The organism is Bacillus nitratireducens, assembly GCF_036320425.1.
GTDB lineage: Bacteria > Bacillota > Bacilli > Bacillales > Bacillaceae_G > Bacillus_A > Bacillus_A nitratireducens.
This window is the reverse complement of the sequence record NZ_JAUMJO010000005.1, coordinates 403745-419084: the sequence shown is the minus strand read 5'-3', so window position 1 is coordinate 419084 and position 15340 is coordinate 403745. Positions and strand designations below refer to the sequence as shown.

The 15340-nt window shown below is 39.4% G+C and carries 18 protein-coding genes and 1 tRNA gene; 8 read left to right on the top strand and 11 right to left on the bottom strand.

All coding sequences use genetic code 11. The features are described from left to right. Positions 1-24: 24 nt before the first annotated feature. The 9 genes from eno to Q3V31_RS20865 all read right to left on the bottom strand — a co-directional run bounded on the left by eno (position 25) and on the right by Q3V31_RS20865 (position 9081). Positions 25-1320 (bottom strand): phosphopyruvate hydratase, encoded by a 1296-nt coding sequence (gene eno, locus Q3V31_RS20905; RefSeq protein ID WP_048563464.1) that lies wholly within the window; start codon positions 1318-1320, stop codon positions 25-27. Between the two features lie 30 nt (positions 1321-1350). Continuing rightward, positions 1351-2880, bottom strand: a complete 1530-nt coding sequence (gene gpmI / locus Q3V31_RS20900; protein ID WP_329766904.1) for a 2,3-bisphosphoglycerate-independent phosphoglycerate mutase — start codon at positions 2878-2880, stop codon at positions 1351-1353. Then, positions 2877-3632 (bottom strand): triose-phosphate isomerase, encoded by a 756-nt coding sequence (gene tpiA / locus Q3V31_RS20895; protein WP_001231042.1) that lies wholly within the window; start codon positions 3630-3632, stop codon positions 2877-2879. The genes gpmI and tpiA overlap by 4 nt, the downstream gene beginning before the upstream one ends. A gap of 32 nt (positions 3633-3664) precedes the next feature. Then, positions 3665-4849: a phosphoglycerate kinase gene (locus Q3V31_RS20890; protein ID WP_001036333.1), complete on the bottom strand. Its 1185-nt coding sequence runs from the start codon at positions 4847-4849 to the stop codon at positions 3665-3667. Between the two features lie 139 nt (positions 4850-4988). Then, positions 4989-5993, bottom strand: coding sequence for a type I glyceraldehyde-3-phosphate dehydrogenase (gene gap / locus Q3V31_RS20885; protein ID WP_000161234.1), 1005 nt, complete (start codon positions 5991-5993; stop codon positions 4989-4991). Positions 5994-6020: 27 nt separating this feature from the next. Beyond that, a complete protein-coding gene (gene cggR, locus Q3V31_RS20880; RefSeq protein ID WP_001258192.1) occupies positions 6021-7049 on the bottom strand; it encodes a gapA transcriptional regulator CggR in 1029 nt (342 codons plus the stop codon). 135 nt (positions 7050-7184) lie between these two features. Next, positions 7185-7430 (bottom strand): glutaredoxin family protein, encoded by a 246-nt coding sequence (locus Q3V31_RS20875; RefSeq protein WP_000869725.1) that lies wholly within the window; start codon positions 7428-7430, stop codon positions 7185-7187. Between the two features lie 9 nt (positions 7431-7439). Beyond that, on the bottom strand, positions 7440-8747 hold the full coding sequence (gene rpoN / locus Q3V31_RS20870) for an RNA polymerase factor sigma-54 (protein ID WP_000647980.1): 1308 nt from the start codon (positions 8745-8747) through the stop codon (positions 7440-7442). 258 nt (positions 8748-9005) lie between these two features. Beyond that, positions 9006-9081: transfer RNA gene (locus Q3V31_RS20865), tRNA-Arg, on the bottom strand. Positions 9082-9285: 204 nt separating this feature from the next. Between Q3V31_RS20865 and Q3V31_RS20860 the strand changes: the two genes are divergently transcribed. The 8 genes from Q3V31_RS20860 (at position 9286) to clpP (ending at position 13872) form a co-directional block, all read left to right on the top strand. Next, entirely contained in the window at positions 9286-9492 is a 207-nt protein-coding gene (locus tag Q3V31_RS20860; protein WP_000216167.1) for a DUF1657 domain-containing protein, read from the top strand. 93 nt (positions 9493-9585) lie between these two features. Further along, on the top strand, positions 9586-10071 hold the full coding sequence (locus Q3V31_RS20855; RefSeq protein ID WP_097872530.1) for a YhcN/YlaJ family sporulation lipoprotein: 486 nt from the start codon (positions 9586-9588) through the stop codon (positions 10069-10071). A 29-nt stretch (positions 10072-10100) separates the two neighbouring features. Then, the gene (gene spoVAC, locus Q3V31_RS20850) at positions 10101-10577 is read left to right on the top strand and encodes a stage V sporulation protein AC (protein WP_000095399.1); all 477 of its coding nucleotides are present in this window, start codon (positions 10101-10103) and stop codon (positions 10575-10577) included. Beyond that, positions 10578-11594, top strand: coding sequence for a stage V sporulation protein AD (gene spoVAD, locus Q3V31_RS20845; protein ID WP_097872531.1), 1017 nt, complete (start codon positions 10578-10580; stop codon positions 11592-11594). It begins immediately after the preceding gene. Next, the gene (spoVAE, locus tag Q3V31_RS20840) at positions 11591-11941 is read left to right on the top strand and encodes a stage V sporulation protein AE (protein WP_000575919.1); all 351 of its coding nucleotides are present in this window, start codon (positions 11591-11593) and stop codon (positions 11939-11941) included. Before spoVAD ends, spoVAE begins: the two co-directional genes overlap by 4 nt. A gap of 11 nt (positions 11942-11952) precedes the next feature. Then, a complete protein-coding gene (locus Q3V31_RS20835; protein ID WP_000215893.1) occupies positions 11953-12159 on the top strand; it encodes a DUF1657 domain-containing protein in 207 nt (68 codons plus the stop codon). A 20-nt stretch (positions 12160-12179) separates the two neighbouring features. Then, positions 12180-13049, top strand: coding sequence for a DUF421 domain-containing protein (locus tag Q3V31_RS20830; protein ID WP_329766835.1), 870 nt, complete (start codon positions 12180-12182; stop codon positions 13047-13049). Between the two features lie 241 nt (positions 13050-13290). Continuing rightward, a complete protein-coding gene (gene clpP / locus Q3V31_RS20825) occupies positions 13291-13872 on the top strand; it encodes an ATP-dependent Clp endopeptidase proteolytic subunit ClpP (RefSeq protein ID WP_001049163.1) in 582 nt (193 codons plus the stop codon). A gap of 234 nt (positions 13873-14106) precedes the next feature. On the opposite strand, the gene Q3V31_RS20820 is transcribed toward clpP, so the two are convergent. Both Q3V31_RS20820 and whiA read right to left on the bottom strand, forming a co-directional pair. Further along, positions 14107-14355, bottom strand: coding sequence for an HPr family phosphocarrier protein (locus Q3V31_RS20820; RefSeq protein ID WP_000250255.1), 249 nt, complete (start codon positions 14353-14355; stop codon positions 14107-14109). 23 nt (positions 14356-14378) lie between these two features. Continuing rightward, positions 14379-15329, bottom strand: a complete 951-nt coding sequence (gene whiA, locus Q3V31_RS20815) for a DNA-binding protein WhiA (RefSeq protein ID WP_000006565.1) — start codon at positions 15327-15329, stop codon at positions 14379-14381. Positions 15330-15340: the final 11 nt, after the last annotated feature.

Sequence of the window (15340 nt, the reverse complement as noted above, 5' to 3'; positions counted from 1 at the left end):
ACGGTCTGTCGTTATTTTCTACAATTATCGTTTGATGTTATAGAAAGATTTTACACCATCGTAAACAGCGATTTCGCCTAGTTCGTCTTCGATGCGTAATAATTGGTTGTACTTAGCAATACGGTCAGTACGGCTCATAGAACCAGTTTTGATTTGGCCAGCGTTAGTTGCAACTGCGATGTCAGCGATTGTAGCATCTTCAGTTTCACCAGAACGGTGAGATACAACTGCTGTGTAACCAGCACGTTTAGCCATTTCGATAGCTTCGAAAGTCTCAGTTAAAGTACCGATTTGGTTAACTTTAATTAAGATTGAGTTAGAGATACCTTTTTCGATACCTTCAGCAAGTTTTTGAGTGTTAGTTACGAATAAGTCGTCACCAACTAATTGTACTTTATCACCGATACGCTCAGTTAATAATTTGTGACCATCCCAGTCGTTTTCGTCTAAACCATCTTCGATAGAGATGATTGGGAAGTCTTTGCAAAGCTCTTCGTAGAAATCAACCATTTCTGCAGAAGTTAAGCCAGTACGGCCTTCGCCTGCAAGGTCATATTTACCAGTTTCTTTGTTGTAGAACTCAGAAGAAGCAACGTCCATTCCTAAGAATACGTTCTCGCCAGCTTTGTAACCAGCTTTTTCGATAGCTTCAATGATTACTTCTAATGCTTCACGGTTAGAACCAAGGTTTGGAGCGAATCCACCTTCGTCACCTACTGCAGTGTTAAGACCTTTGTCATGTAATACAGCTTTAAGTGCATGGAATACTTCAGCACCCATACGGATTGATTCTTTGAACGTTGGAGCACCAACTGGTAAGATCATGAACTCTTGGAAGTCAACGTTGTTATCAGCGTGAGAACCACCGTTGATGATGTTCATCATTGGAGTTGGTAATTGTTTTGCATTGAATCCACCAAGGTAACGGTATAATGGAAGACCTACGAAGTCAGCTGCTGCGTGAGCTACTGCCATAGATACACCAAGGATAGCGTTAGCGCCTAGTTTACCTTTGTTTGGAGTGCCATCTAATTCGATCATAGCACGGTCGATACCAGCTTGGTCAGTTACGTCGAAACCAACGATTTCTGGAGCGATTGCTTCGTTAACGTTGTTTACTGCATTTAGAACACCTTTACCAAGGTAACGAGATTTGTCACCGTCACGTAATTCTACTGCTTCGTGCTCACCAGTAGATGCACCACTTGGTACGATAGCGCGTCCGAAAGCGCCGCTTTCTGTGTAAACTTCTACTTCTACAGTTGGGTTACCACGAGAGTCAAGGACTTCGCGAGCATAAACATCAATAATTGTTGACATAATAAATTCTCTCCTTTTTATATAAGCAAATTATTTAATAATTGTTTTACCTGTCATTTCTTTCGGTTGTTCCACATTTAAAAGTGTAAGCATTGTTGGAGCGATATCTCCTAAAATACCACCTTCACGAAGCTCTACATCATTTTTTGTAACGATGAAAGGAACCGGGTTAGTTGTATGAGCTGTCATTGGTCCACCATCAGCAGTTAACTCCTGATCAGCATTACCATGGTCAGCAGTAATAAGTGCTACACCATCTTTTGCAAGAATCGCTTCTACAACTTTTCCTAAACATTCGTCAGTTGCTTCTACTGCTTTAATTGTTGGTTCCATCATCCCAGAATGGCCAACCATATCACAGTTTGCAAAGTTAAGAATGATAACATCATGTTTATCATTTTCAATTTCATTTACTAAAGCGTCCGTTACTTCGTAAATGCTCATTTCAGGTTTCAAGTCATACGTTGCAACCTTCGGTGAGTTAATCAAGATACGCTCTTCTCCTGGGAATTCAGCCTCACGACCACCGCTAAAGAAGAATGTAACGTGCGGATACTTTTCAGTTTCCGCGATGCGAAGTTGCTTTAATCCCGCTTGCGCAACAACTTCACCTAATGTGTTATCAAGGTTCATTGGCTTGAATGCCACGTAACCATCTACAGTTTCACTGAAATGTGTCATACAAACGAATTCAGGAATGTGAGGTACTTTTTCACCACGATCGAACTCACGGAAGTCTTCGTTTGTAAATACACGAGCAATTTGAATTGCACGGTCTGGACGGAAGTTATAGAAGATAACTGCATCATCATTATTGATTGTTGCAACTGGCGTGTCATCTTCGTTAACAATTACAGACGGCAATACGAATTCATCGTAGATACCATTTGCATAAGAGTCTTCTACACACTCTTCTGCTGATTTATAAGTAGGTCCTTCACCATTCACCATAGCACGGTAACATTTTTCTACGCGATCCCAACGCTTGTCACGGTCCATGGAGTAATAACGACCAGAGATAGTCGCGAATTGTCCTACACCTGTTTCTTTAATTACTTCATTTGTTGCATCGATATAACCTTTTGCTGTTTGTGGTCCAACATCGCGGCCATCTAAGAATGCATGGATATAAACTTTCTCCACGCCTTCTTTTGCTGCTAAGCGAAGAAGAGCAAACATATGGTTCATGTGACTGTGCACACCACCGTCAGAAAGTAAACCGAATAAATGAAGAGCAGTACCTTTTTCTTTTACGCTTTTAATTGCATTCTGGAAAGTTTCGTTCTGATCGAACTCACCTTCACGAATTGCAACGTTTACGCGTGTTAAGCTTTGGTATACGATGCGGCCTGCACCGATATTTAAGTGACCAACCTCAGAGTTACCCATTTGACCTTCTGGAAGACCTACTTCCTCACCACAAGCTGTAAGCGTTGTGTGAGGGAATTTGTTCCAGTAACCATCAAAATTAGGTTTCTTAGCTTGTGCTACAGCATTCCCGTAAGTGTCTTCACGTAGTCCGAAACCATCAAGAATGATTAAAGCTGTTGGCTTTCTCATTTTACCGCCCCCAGAAGACCTAAGAACGAAGCAGGCTCTAAGCTAGCACCGCCAACTAAAGCGCCGTCGATGTCAGATTGTGCCATATACTCTTTAATGTTTTCTGGTTTTACGCTACCGCCGTATTGAATACGAACAGCTTCTGCAGCTTCTGGAGAAACAGCTTCTGCAACGACTTTACGGATGTGCGCACATACTTCATTTGCATCTGCAGAAGAAGAAGATTTACCTGTACCGATAGCCCAGATTGGCTCATAAGCGATAACAGTTGCTTTAACTTGCTCTTCTGTTAAACCTGCAAGTGCTTTTGTCACTTGACCTGCTACTAGATCAAATGTTTTTCCGCTTTCGCGCTCTTCTAAAGTCTCACCACAACAAACGATTGGTGTTAAACCATGTTCAAATGCTGCAAGAGTCTTTTTGTTTACTGACTCGTCTGTTTCAGCAAACATTTCACGACGCTCAGAGTGGCCAAGTACTACGTAGCCTACTTTTAAGTCGCTAAGTGCTACTGGGCTAATTTCGCCAGTGAATGCACCATTTTTTTCGAAGTGCATGTTTTGTGCACCTACTTGTAAATCAGTTCCTTCAGTTGCCGCTACTAAACGCTCTAAGAATAGAGCTGGAGAGCAAACTACTGCATCAACAGCTGAAGCTGCTGGGATTTGACCTTTAACTTCCTCTACGAAGCTAACTGCTTCAGATAGAGTTTTATTCATTTTCCAGTTACCTGCGATAATTGGTTTACGCATGCTTTGCACCGTCCTTTTTCTTTGGCTGCTACTTATTTGTCGTTAAGACAAACTACACCTGGAAGTTCTTTGCCTTCCATGAATTCTAATGACGCACCGCCGCCAGTAGAAATGTGGCTCATTTTATCAGCCATACCGAATTTTTCAACAGCTGCTGCAGAATCACCACCGCCGATAACAGAGTATGTATCTTCTGCATCTGCTAATGCTTGTCCTACTGCTTTTGTACCTTCTGCGAATGGAGTCATTTCGAATACACCCATTGGTCCATTCCATACAACAAGCTTAGAATTTTTAATTACATCTGCATAAATTTCACGTGTTTTAGGACCGATGTCCACGCCTTCCCAAGTAGAAGGGATAGAGTCGATACCTACGATTTGAGTTGTTGCAGTTTCAGAGAATTCCTCTGTGATTACAACATCAACTGGCATGTAGAAGTTTACGCCTTTTTCTTTTGCAAGTTGCATAAATTCTTTAGCTAGTTCGATCTTGTCGTCTTCACATAGAGATAGACCAATTTCATGACCTAAAGCTTTAACAAATGTGTAAGCAAGTCCGCCACCGATGATTAAGTTATCTACTTTGTCTAATAGATGACGAATTACACCGATTTTATCTTTTACTTTCGCACCACCGATGATAGCTGTGAATGGACGTTCTGGGTTAGAAAGTGCTTTACCTAATACATCTAACTCTTTTTCCATTAATAGACCAGATACTGCTGGTAGGTAGTCTGCGATTCCTGCTGTAGAAGCGTGAGCACGGTGAGCTGCACCGAATGCATCGTTTACGAAGATATCAGCAAGAGCTGCAAATTCTTTCGCAAGTTCTGCATCGTTCTTTTCTTCGCCCGCATAGAAACGTACGTTTTCAAGAACTAATACGTCGCCTTCGTTCATTGCTGCAACCATTTCTTGTGCAACTGGTCCGAATGCTTCGTCCGCTTTTTTAACATCTTTACCAAGAAGCTCGCCTAAACGTGCTGCTACTGGAGTAAGACGTAATTCTTCTACTGCTTGACCTTTTGGACGGCCTAAATGACTTGCTAAAATTACTTTCGCACCTTGCTCTACTAAATATTGAATTGTAGGAAGAGCTGCACGGATACGAGTTTCATCTGTAATTTTGCCTTCTTTCATAGGTACGTTGAAATCAACGCGGCAAAATACACGCTTACCTTTTAAATCTACGTCACGAATTGATTTTTTGTTCATTGGATTTCCCTCCGACTACTAGTTAGGATTGACAAAACCCATTCAAAAGCTTAACACATTTGCTTCTAAAACGAAAGAAGAGAGAGAGGGAACAAACCCTCTCCCTCGTTTTGTCATTGATTGCTTATATACTTAAGAATTAAAGACCTTTAGAAGTCATGTATGCTGCTAAGTCTACTACGCGGTTAGAGTAACCAGTTTCGTTATCGTACCAAGAAAGTACTTTAACCATGTTACCTTCCATTACCATTGTAGATAATGCATCGATTGTAGAAGAAGCTGTACATCCGTTATAGTCGATAGATACTAATGGCTCTTCGCTGTATCCAAGGATACCTTTTAATTCGCCTTCAGCTGCTGCTTTGAATGCTGCGTTTACATCTTCAACTGTTACTTCTTTGTCAAGTTCAACAACTAAGTCAACAAGAGAAACGTTAGCAGTTGGAACACGTACAGCGCCACCGTTTAATTTACCTTTAAGTTCTGGTAATACTAATGCTACAGCTTTAGCAGCACCAGTAGATGTTGGGATCATGTTTTCAGCTGCTGCACGAGCACGACGTAAATCTTTGTGTGGTAAGTCTAAGATTTGTTGGTCGTTAGTGTAAGAGTGAATTGTTGTCATCATTCCGCGTTTTACGCCGAATTTTTCGTTTAATACTTTAGCGAATGGAGCTAGACAGTTTGTAGTACAAGAAGCGTTAGATACTACGTTGTGGTTAGCTGCATCGTATTGTTCGTGGTTAACACCCATAACTACAGTGATATCTTCGTCAGAAGCTGGAGCTGAGATGATAACTTTCTTAACTGATCCACCTAAGTGTTTCTCAGCGTCTGATTTTTTAGTGAAGCGGCCAGTAGATTCTACTACTACTTCTACTCCGTAGTCGCTCCATGGTAATTGAGCTGGGTCACGCTCAGCGATAACTTTAATTTCTTTACCGTTAACAACGATGCTGTTTTCGTTAGCAGATACTTCTGCATTTAAAGTTCCGTGAACTGTGTCATATTTTAAAAGGTGAGCTAATGTTTTAGCATCTGTTAAGTCGTTGATTGCTACTACTTCTACCTCAGAGTTGTTAAGAGCTGCGCGGAATACGTTACGTCCGATACGTCCAAATCCATTAATACCAATTTTAGTCATTTGAATTTCCTCCTTGGGGGATTATATTTAAAGGGTAATACCCTTTGTTAACTGTTTTGCTGCACCTTCATCTGTAATTAGAATTGAAGTGTGCCCTTGCTTTATTACAGCCTGTATTGCCTTTGCCTTTGAAGAACCTCCAGCGACTGCAACAACGTGAGATACATTTTGTAAATCTTCAAGTTGCATACCAACCGTTCTTACTTTATGAACAACATTTCCTTGTTCATTAAAGTAGTAACCGAAAGCTTCGCCAACTGCTTCGCTTGCCTGAATCTTTAACCAATCTGCTTCTGAAGTATTTCTGCGACGTGCCATTGTTAGCGCATCACCAATTCCATGAATGACGATATTGGAAGATCGAATCAACTCAAGAACTTCTTTCACGGAGGGCTCTGTTACAATGGACGCATATGCTTCGCTACTAACGTGATCTGGAACATACAATAAGCGATAATTACTCATCGTATTTTGTGCCATTTTGGCACAAATGGTATTGGCTTCTAACTCAACACCTTCTCCAATTCCACCACGTGCTGGGACAAATAGCATATGTAAATCTTTGCAATCAAGTTGCATCATGTCCGCAGCAGCAGCTAGCGTAGTTCCTCCAGCCACAGCAACGATATTATTCACTGTCAGACGGTCTTTTATACAAGTCACACAAGCACGGCCCATCTCCAGTTTGACCCAAGGTGATTCATCACTATCACCAGGGACAACGAAAACTTCATCCAAGTCTAATGTTTCCTTAAGTTGTTTTTCTAAAACCTTTAACCCGGAAATTTCTTTCATAAAGTCTTCCAAAGCAAGAACTAAAGCTGTTCCTTCTTCTGTCAAAGTCATTCCAGAAGAAGCGACGTGAACTAAGTTTTGTTCTTTCAAAACTTGAACTTCACTTCGCAATACTCGTTCTGTCATACCGAGACTTGCTGATAAGTTCCTTCTTCCAATCGGCTGCATGAGCCTGATGTATTGAAGAACTTGCATTCTCGTTTGCATAACAGGTAGCAGATCAGGTAATAATTTTTTTGTGTTCTGAATCCATGAGCGCATATCTTTTCTCCTCACTACATTGGTTCATTTCCTCTCGTGGTCACTTTGTGTCCCGTAGTGACATTTTATGTCCCACATAGGTTAAAAAAATAATCCCTGCTACGTGTATTATTGTAACAGGAGATAGAAACTTATTCAACTCTTAACTGCATTGTTTATATAGTTTATTATGACACCTTTGTGAATGTTACCATATTCTACCTGTTTCCCGCCTATTTCTACAACCGGAATCATTAAATGATATTTCTCCAAAAGGTCATTATCTTCATATATATCTATTTCCTCGATTTGAAAAGAATATTCACATTGTACTTCCTTTAAAACTTGTTTCGCTTTTTCACAAAGACCACAATCTTTTTTTGTATATAGTACAACTTTCATCTTCTTCACCTATCCAATTGTTTTTCTTAGAGACGAAGCTGGAATATGCATCTGTTCTCTATATTTCGCAACTGTTCTTCGAGAAATAACGATTTCATGCTCTTCTTCTAATAATTTTGAAATCTTTTGATCTGAAAGTGGCTTTTTCTTATTCTCCGCTTCAACAAGTGTTTGAATAAATTGTTTTACACGCTTTGTAGAAACTGCTTCATCTTCAGTAGTCGACACGGCATTGCTAAAGAACGATTTCATCTCAAATAAACCGTGTGGTGTTTGCACATATTTATTTCGCGTTGCACGACTAATTGTAGATTCATGCACACTTAATTCTTCTGCTACTTCTTTTAAAGCAAGCGGTTTTAAATACGCTGGACCTTCCCAGAAGAAATCACGCTGTTTTTCCATTATGATGCCCATTACTTGTAAGAGCGTTTGTTTTCTCTGTTTCAAACTGCGCATAATCCACTGCACATGCTGATACTTTTCTGATACGTAAGATGCTACTTCACTCTCACTATTATTAAGAAGCGCACTATACTCAGAATGAATTTCAATTCTTGGCATATTTCTCTCATTCATTTGTAAAACGAGACGATCACCATCTTTTTTCACCGCCATATCAGGCACAATATAAAGTGGTTTATCAGAAGAAAATGCAAGACCTGGCTTTGGTTGTAATGACGTTATACAATTTACCGCACTCTGCAATTCCTCATTACTACACTTCAGCACTTGAACGAGCTTTCGCCAATCTTTCTTCACGAAATAAGCAAAGTGATCCTCTATAACCTCTTCCGCTAATCCATTCCGTCTTTGTAAGCGCTTCAATTGTAAAGTTAGACATTCCTGAATATTACGTGCTCCTACCCCCGCTGGCTCGAGTGATTGGACAAGCTCAACAGAGCGGTCGACTACATGAAGCGGTGCGGAAAGGAGATCTGCTAACTCTTCATTCGTTTCTTGTAAATACCCATTTCCATCCATATTCATAATAATGAAGGAAGCTACTTTTCGCTCTTCTTCTTCTATTTTATAATACTGTATTTGATTTAATAAATGTTGCTGAATCGTTGTTGAATCCACACTGTAGATTTCCATCTGATTTTCGACTTGTTTGCTGGTACTTTTACTTGTGTTAGAGCTCTTTTTCTTCTCCCTCTCAAAACCACCTAACTCAATAAGGGGATTCTCTAACGATTGCTCATACAAAAACTCCGATAATTCTTGTACATTATACTGGAGCATTGTAATCGCTTGCCTTAACTCTTGTGTCATTGCCAAACGTAAGCTTTGTTCTTGTAAAAGACTTGCCTTCAAACTAATCTCCCCCTTGTTTCTATTGTACAATAAGTTTGGTAAAAGGAGAATGCTATCACAGACACCCATTCCAAAATATTATTAATTTATATGTATTAATGAGATTTACAACTTACAACCGAAAAATGAATAATATTGAAAGAAAATAATAAAGCACAATATTATTACCAAGTACTAATAGTAAATCTTATCACTAGATATAACAAGAGGGAAATAAAAAAAGTCCTAACCTACAAAACGTAAGTTAGGACTTTTTGACGCGCCCAGAGGGATTCGAACCCCCGGCAGACGTGGTACCGGAAACCACCGCTCTATCCGACTGAGCTATGGGCGCATGGATATAAAAAACACTTCATTTTCTTCTCATAATAATAGCAATAAAATCTATCTAAATCAATAAAAATATCCCCTTAATCCTTTATGCACCTTAGCTAAGAGCATATAAAACATATCTCTCCCCTAAATTTTCCAATCATAAATTCACCCCAATTCACAAATTATAATCTTTGAATTGATATTCCAAAGGGGGCTTCATTCAATGACTGTAATTACTAAACTAAAGCAAACTGTTTCTGGATTAAAAAGTGCACAAGCTAGCTTAGAGGGATTCGCTCTTGATACGGATAACCAACAAGCAAAGCAACTTTTCCAAACAGCTGCGCAGCAAACACAAACAATTATCGATTCTTTAAACCCGCGCGTTGAAGAAGTTCAGCAAGAAGAACCACAATACACACAGCAATAACGAATCAGTCATGCTGTGAAATAGAAAAAGGATGATATGCAGTCATCCTTTTTCTATCACATTACATATTGCAATAGAAATGGAATGATAAGTATGCGAAAACTCGGTCTCATAACCGCATTATTTGCACTTCTATTTAGCTCTTTTACCGGATGTGATAATAGTCCTTTAGATAAAAAAGTGAAGGAAGAAGCAAAACGAACGGAGAAAGAAAAAGGTCCAAAATTAACAAAGACCAGTACAGAATCCTTTAATCAATCTATATCACAAGGAGCCAAGAAAAGAGCTCTCGCTATGGATGAAATTATAAAAAGTACAGCAGTGAATTCAAATTTAGACCTCTACATAGCAGTTAAACCTGAGCATCATGAAAGATTTGGATTAAAACCGCTGCGCAGCAAACTTCAAAAACAACTAAGTGATGAATATCCTACTTTCGATGTTCGTGTAAGTACAGATAAAAAAATCTTTATGTTACTCGAAAAGCTTGAAAGCAAAATTAAGAAAAAAGAAGTATCTAAAGATGAAATCAAAAAGCAGTTAAAACTCATTGGAGCAAAAATGGAATCTAACACTTAACGCTTTCTAAAAGAAAAGGAAGGATTGCAATGTCTAGTAAAGATAAAAACTTAACACCTGTACAACAGGAATATAAAAAATTCGAGCAAGAGCGAGAACCGAAGCGTCCTGTCTTGAAAAATTGTATAAAAGCTTTTTTCGTTGGTGGTTTTATTTGCTTCATCGGACAACTGATTTCTACTTTTTACATCACATATTTTGACTTTACCGAGCGCTCCGCAGGAAATCCGACAGTAGCAACTTTAATTTTCATTTCCATGTTACTAACTGGATTCGGTATATATGATCGCTTTGGACAATTTGCCGGAGCCGGCACAGCTGTCCCTGTCACCGGGTTTGGAAACTCTGTTATTGCAGCATGTATCGAACACCGAACAGAAGGGTTCGTCCTAGGTGTTGGCGGCAACATGTTTAAATTAGCTGGCTCTGTTATTTTGTTTGGTGTATTTTCTGCTTTCGTCATCGCACTTATTAAAACGATTCTCGTTCAATGGGGAGGGCTATAAATGTTACAAGGACACCGAACGTGGGTATTTGAAAACAAGCCAGTCATTATCTCAACCGGGGTAGTCGGTGGACCCTTTGAAGCGAAAGGTAATATCCCTGAAGACTTCGATACCCTCCATGAAGATTTATGGCTTGGACAAGACTCTTACGAAAAAGCTCACAAAATTTTATTTGAAGAAGCTTGTAGCCGTGCTACAGAAAAAGCAAAACTTCGGAAAGATGATATTCAATTCGTACTCGCAGGAGATTTAATTAATCAAATTACTCCAACAAGCTTTGCATGTCGTACACTCGGAACACCTTATCTCGGATTATTTGGCGCTTGCTCTACTTCTATGGAAGGATTAGCACTCGGCGCAAGTATCGTAAATGCGAAAGGTGCGAAATATTTATTAACTGGAGCTTCAAGCCATAACACTGCCGTAGAAAAACAATTCCGTTACCCAACTGAATATGGTGGTCAGAAACCTCCTACCGCTCAGTGGACAGTGACGGGTGCAGGCGCAGCTATTTTAAGTGATACAGGAGATGGTCCAAGAGTAACATCTGCAACGATTGGTCGAGTTATTGATATGGGATTAACAGATCCATTTAATATGGGAGGCGCGATGGCTCCAGCTGCTGTCGATACAATTGAAGCCCATTTACGGGAACGACAAATTGACGCCTCTTATTACGACTTAATCGTAACAGGTGACCTTGGACATGTTGGTCGCGAAATTGCTTACGACCTGCTACATAAACATGGAACAAAAGTACAGAGCGAGCAATTTCAAGATTGCGGAATCATCATTTATAGAGAAGGACAACCTGTCATAGCTGGTGGAAGTGGTCCTGGATGTTCCGCAACAGTCGTTTACGGGCATTTATTAAACCGAATGAAAAGAGGAGAATTTAATAAAATACTTGTCGTTGCAACAGGTGCTTTACTATCCCCTCTTACATTCCAACAAGAAGAAACGATTCCGTGTATCGCTCACGCTGTTTCGATTGAATTTGGAGGTGCAACGCAATGATTTTTTTCTGGGCTTTCGTTATTGGTGGACTTATATGCGTAATTGGACAACTTATGTTTGATGTCGGCAAACTTACACCTGCACATACGATGGCAACGCTCGTTGTTGCTGGAGCTATATTAGATGGATTCAATTTGTATGAACCACTAATTGATTTCGCCGGGGCCGGGGCAACAGTACCAATTACAAGCTTCGGCAATGCCCTCGTTCACGGTGCGATGGAAGAAGCGGCTAAACACGGAATCGTCGGCGTAATTACCGGTATGTTTAAAGTAACGAGTGCTGGTGTATCAGCAGCTATCATTTTCGGATTCATCGGAGCATTGCTATTTAAACCGAAAGGATAAGAGGTGTTTTCATGACTGTTATCGCTAGTGTAAAAACATGCCTCGCTAGTTTAAGGGGCGCTCAAGCAAGCTTAAGTTCCCTTTCGTTAAATTCAGAAGACGAAGAAACAAAACGCGTCTTTCATGAATGTATGTTAGAAATGGACAGCGTCATCGCTGATCTAAAGGATAGAGTTTCAGTATTAGAACGTGAAGAACCTCAATATAAAGGGTTTTAAGTAGACTGGAGGAAATGACTATGTCTCACCTGCCGGAATGGACACTTGTCATTCTTCGCTCTGTATTCATATTAATTATTTTATTCGCTATTACGAAATGGTTAGGGAAAAGACAAATCTCTCAGCTCTCCTTTTTTGAATACATAGCCGGAATGACAATCGGTGACATCGCTGCCCAAGTATCTACAGGGCTCGATTCAAAATTTTTCCACGGTGTCTTTGCGATACTCATTTTCGCTGTGGTACCTTTTTTCACAGGAATCCTCTCTTTAAAGAACAAAACAGCTCGAGATTTTTTTGAAGGAAAATCTACCGTATTAGTAAAAGACGGAAAGATACTCGAAGACAACTTAAAGAAAGAAAAATATACAAGTGACGAATTACTGGAACTTCTCCGTGGAAAAGATGCTTTCAGCGTAGCTGATGTTGAATTTGCTGTACTAGAACCTAGCGGAGAATTAAATGTATTATTGAAGAAAGATCGCCAACCACTTACAGCAAAAGACATCGGTTTAAAAGTACCAAACGAAAAAGAACCACAAACTGTTATTATGGATGGCAATATTTTAGACGAACCTCTATCCGCTAGTGGACATAACCGCGCTTGGCTACATTCTGAACTAGAAAAGCTTGGTGTTGTTATTGAAAATGTCTTTCTCGGTCAAGTGGATTCATACGGACAACTTACTATCGACATTTATAATGACAAACTACAAATGCCCTCTCCCCAAAACAAGCCTTTATTATTAGCGTCTTTAAAAAAATGTCATGCTGATCTTGAACTATTTTCCCTAGAAACAAAGTCGAAATCAGCAAGCGAAATGTATAGTAAAAACGCGAAACACATCGAAAAGATTTTAAATAAAGTAACCTATCTTTTAAAAGAATAGATATCGAAAGAACGCTTCAGTCAAAAGGCGTTCTTTTCTTTTTTTCTACAGTTTTTATAACGTTTAAATTTATGTAATTCGGTTATGATGTTGAAGATACATAAGCAGGGAATTTCAAAAACATAGCGAATATTTCATGGTACAACTACATATTTTTTTGATTTAAAGTGGTTTCGTTTGACCTTTATTGACCATAATTGTATTATAAGACTAAGAAAGCTTTAGAAGGAGGAAATAACAGATGAATTTAATTCCTACAGTAATTGAACAAACAAATCGTGGAGAACGCGCTTACGATATTTACTCTCGACTATTAAAAGACCGCATCATTATGCTTGGTAGTGCAATTGATGACAACGTAGCTAACTCAATCGTTTCCCAGCTTTTATTCTTGGAATCTCAAGATCCAGAAAAAGATATTCACATCTACATCAACAGCCCTGGTGGTTCTATCACAGCAGGTATGGCAATTTACGATACAATGCAATTTATTAAACCACAAGTATCAACAATCTGTATCGGTATGGCTGCATCTATGGGTGCATTCTTACTTGCAGCAGGTGAAAAAGGAAAACGTTATGCACTTCCAAACAGTGAAGTAATGATTCACCAACCACTTGGTGGAGCACAAGGTCAAGCGACTGAAATCGAAATCGCTGCTAAACGTATCCTATTCTTACGTGAAAAACTAAACCAAATTCTTGCTGACCGCACAGGTCAACCACTTGAAGTTCTACAACGCGACACAGACCGCGACAACTTCATGACAGCAGAAAGAGCTCTAGAATACGGTTTAATCGATAAGATCTTTACAAATCGTTAATAACTAAAAGCGGAAGCGGCTCGTTCAGAATGAGAGGGGGATGGAGCTTCTGACAAAGAGGTGCTTTTTACCTCGACGGAAGAAGCGAAGCCACCGACCATTCTAGCCGCCGGAGCTAGATACATTAAAAGCGGAAGCGCCCTATACACAGGGCGCTTTTTTATTATGCACTTTCGTCTACATCCACCACAAACAGCAAAACAAAAAAGCTATCGCACATTCGCGATAGCCTTTTTATTGTACATATGCAGCTAATGCTTCTAAAGCTTCCTCTGCATCTGAACCTTCTGTTGTAATTGTAATCATGCTACCCGTTCCGATTGCTAAGCTCATAATCCCCATTATGCTCTTTGCATTAACTGTCTTCCCATCTTTCTCGATGAAAATATCAGAATGAAAACGATTTGCCTCTTGCACAAACAACGCAGCCGGACGTGCTTGTAAGCCGTTTTTTAATGAAACTTTAACCAGTTTTTGAACCACAGCTCCATTTCCCCTTTAACCTCTTATTTTTTTGCTACTGCTTCCCCCGCGCGTAATTTCTCTGCAATATCATCGATTTTACGCAAACGATGATTAATACCCGATTTACTAATTTTCCCCCCGGATACCATCTCACCTAACTCTTTCAATGTTACATCTTGATAATCTCTTCGTAACTGTGCAATTTCTCTTAATTTATCTGGCAAAATATCAAGCCCAACCGTCTCGTCAATATAGCGGATATTCTCGATCTGCCTTAGCGCTGCACCAATTGTTTTATTTAAATTAGCTGTTTCACAGTTAACTAAACGATTTACTGAATTACGCATATCGCGAACAATTCGAATATCTTCAAATCTTAAAAGTGCATTATGAGCACCTATAATATTTAAAAACTCTGTAATTTTCTCAGCTTCTTTCAAATACGTAATGTACCCTTTTCTTCTTTCCAACGTCTTACTATTTAAATCAAATCCGTTCATCAGTTCACATATAGCATCATTATGTTCCTTATATAACGAAAAGATCTCTAAATGATAAGATGATGTTTCTGGGTTATTTACTGAACCACCTGCTAAAAATGCACCTCGTAAATACGATCGTTTACAACATTTCTTCTCGATTAATTCCGGCGATATATTTCGAATTAACGAAAAGTCATCTCGAACAATACGAAGATCTGCTAATATTTCGCGAGACTTCTCAACAAGCCGCACGATATATACATTATTTTTCTTCAATCGCATTTTTTTACGAACAAGTAATTCTACCGTCACATCATATCCTTTTTTCAAAAGCGTATAAATCCTTCTTGCGATTGCTGCATTTTCCGTTTGAATATCGATAGATAAGCGACGGTTTGAAAAAGAAAGCGATCCGTTCATTCGAAGCAGCGCTGATAATTCAGCTTTCTCACAGCATTCCTTCATTTCAAGGTTGGTCAACTCTTTCTTGGTTTCCGATGCAAATGACACAGTCAACACCT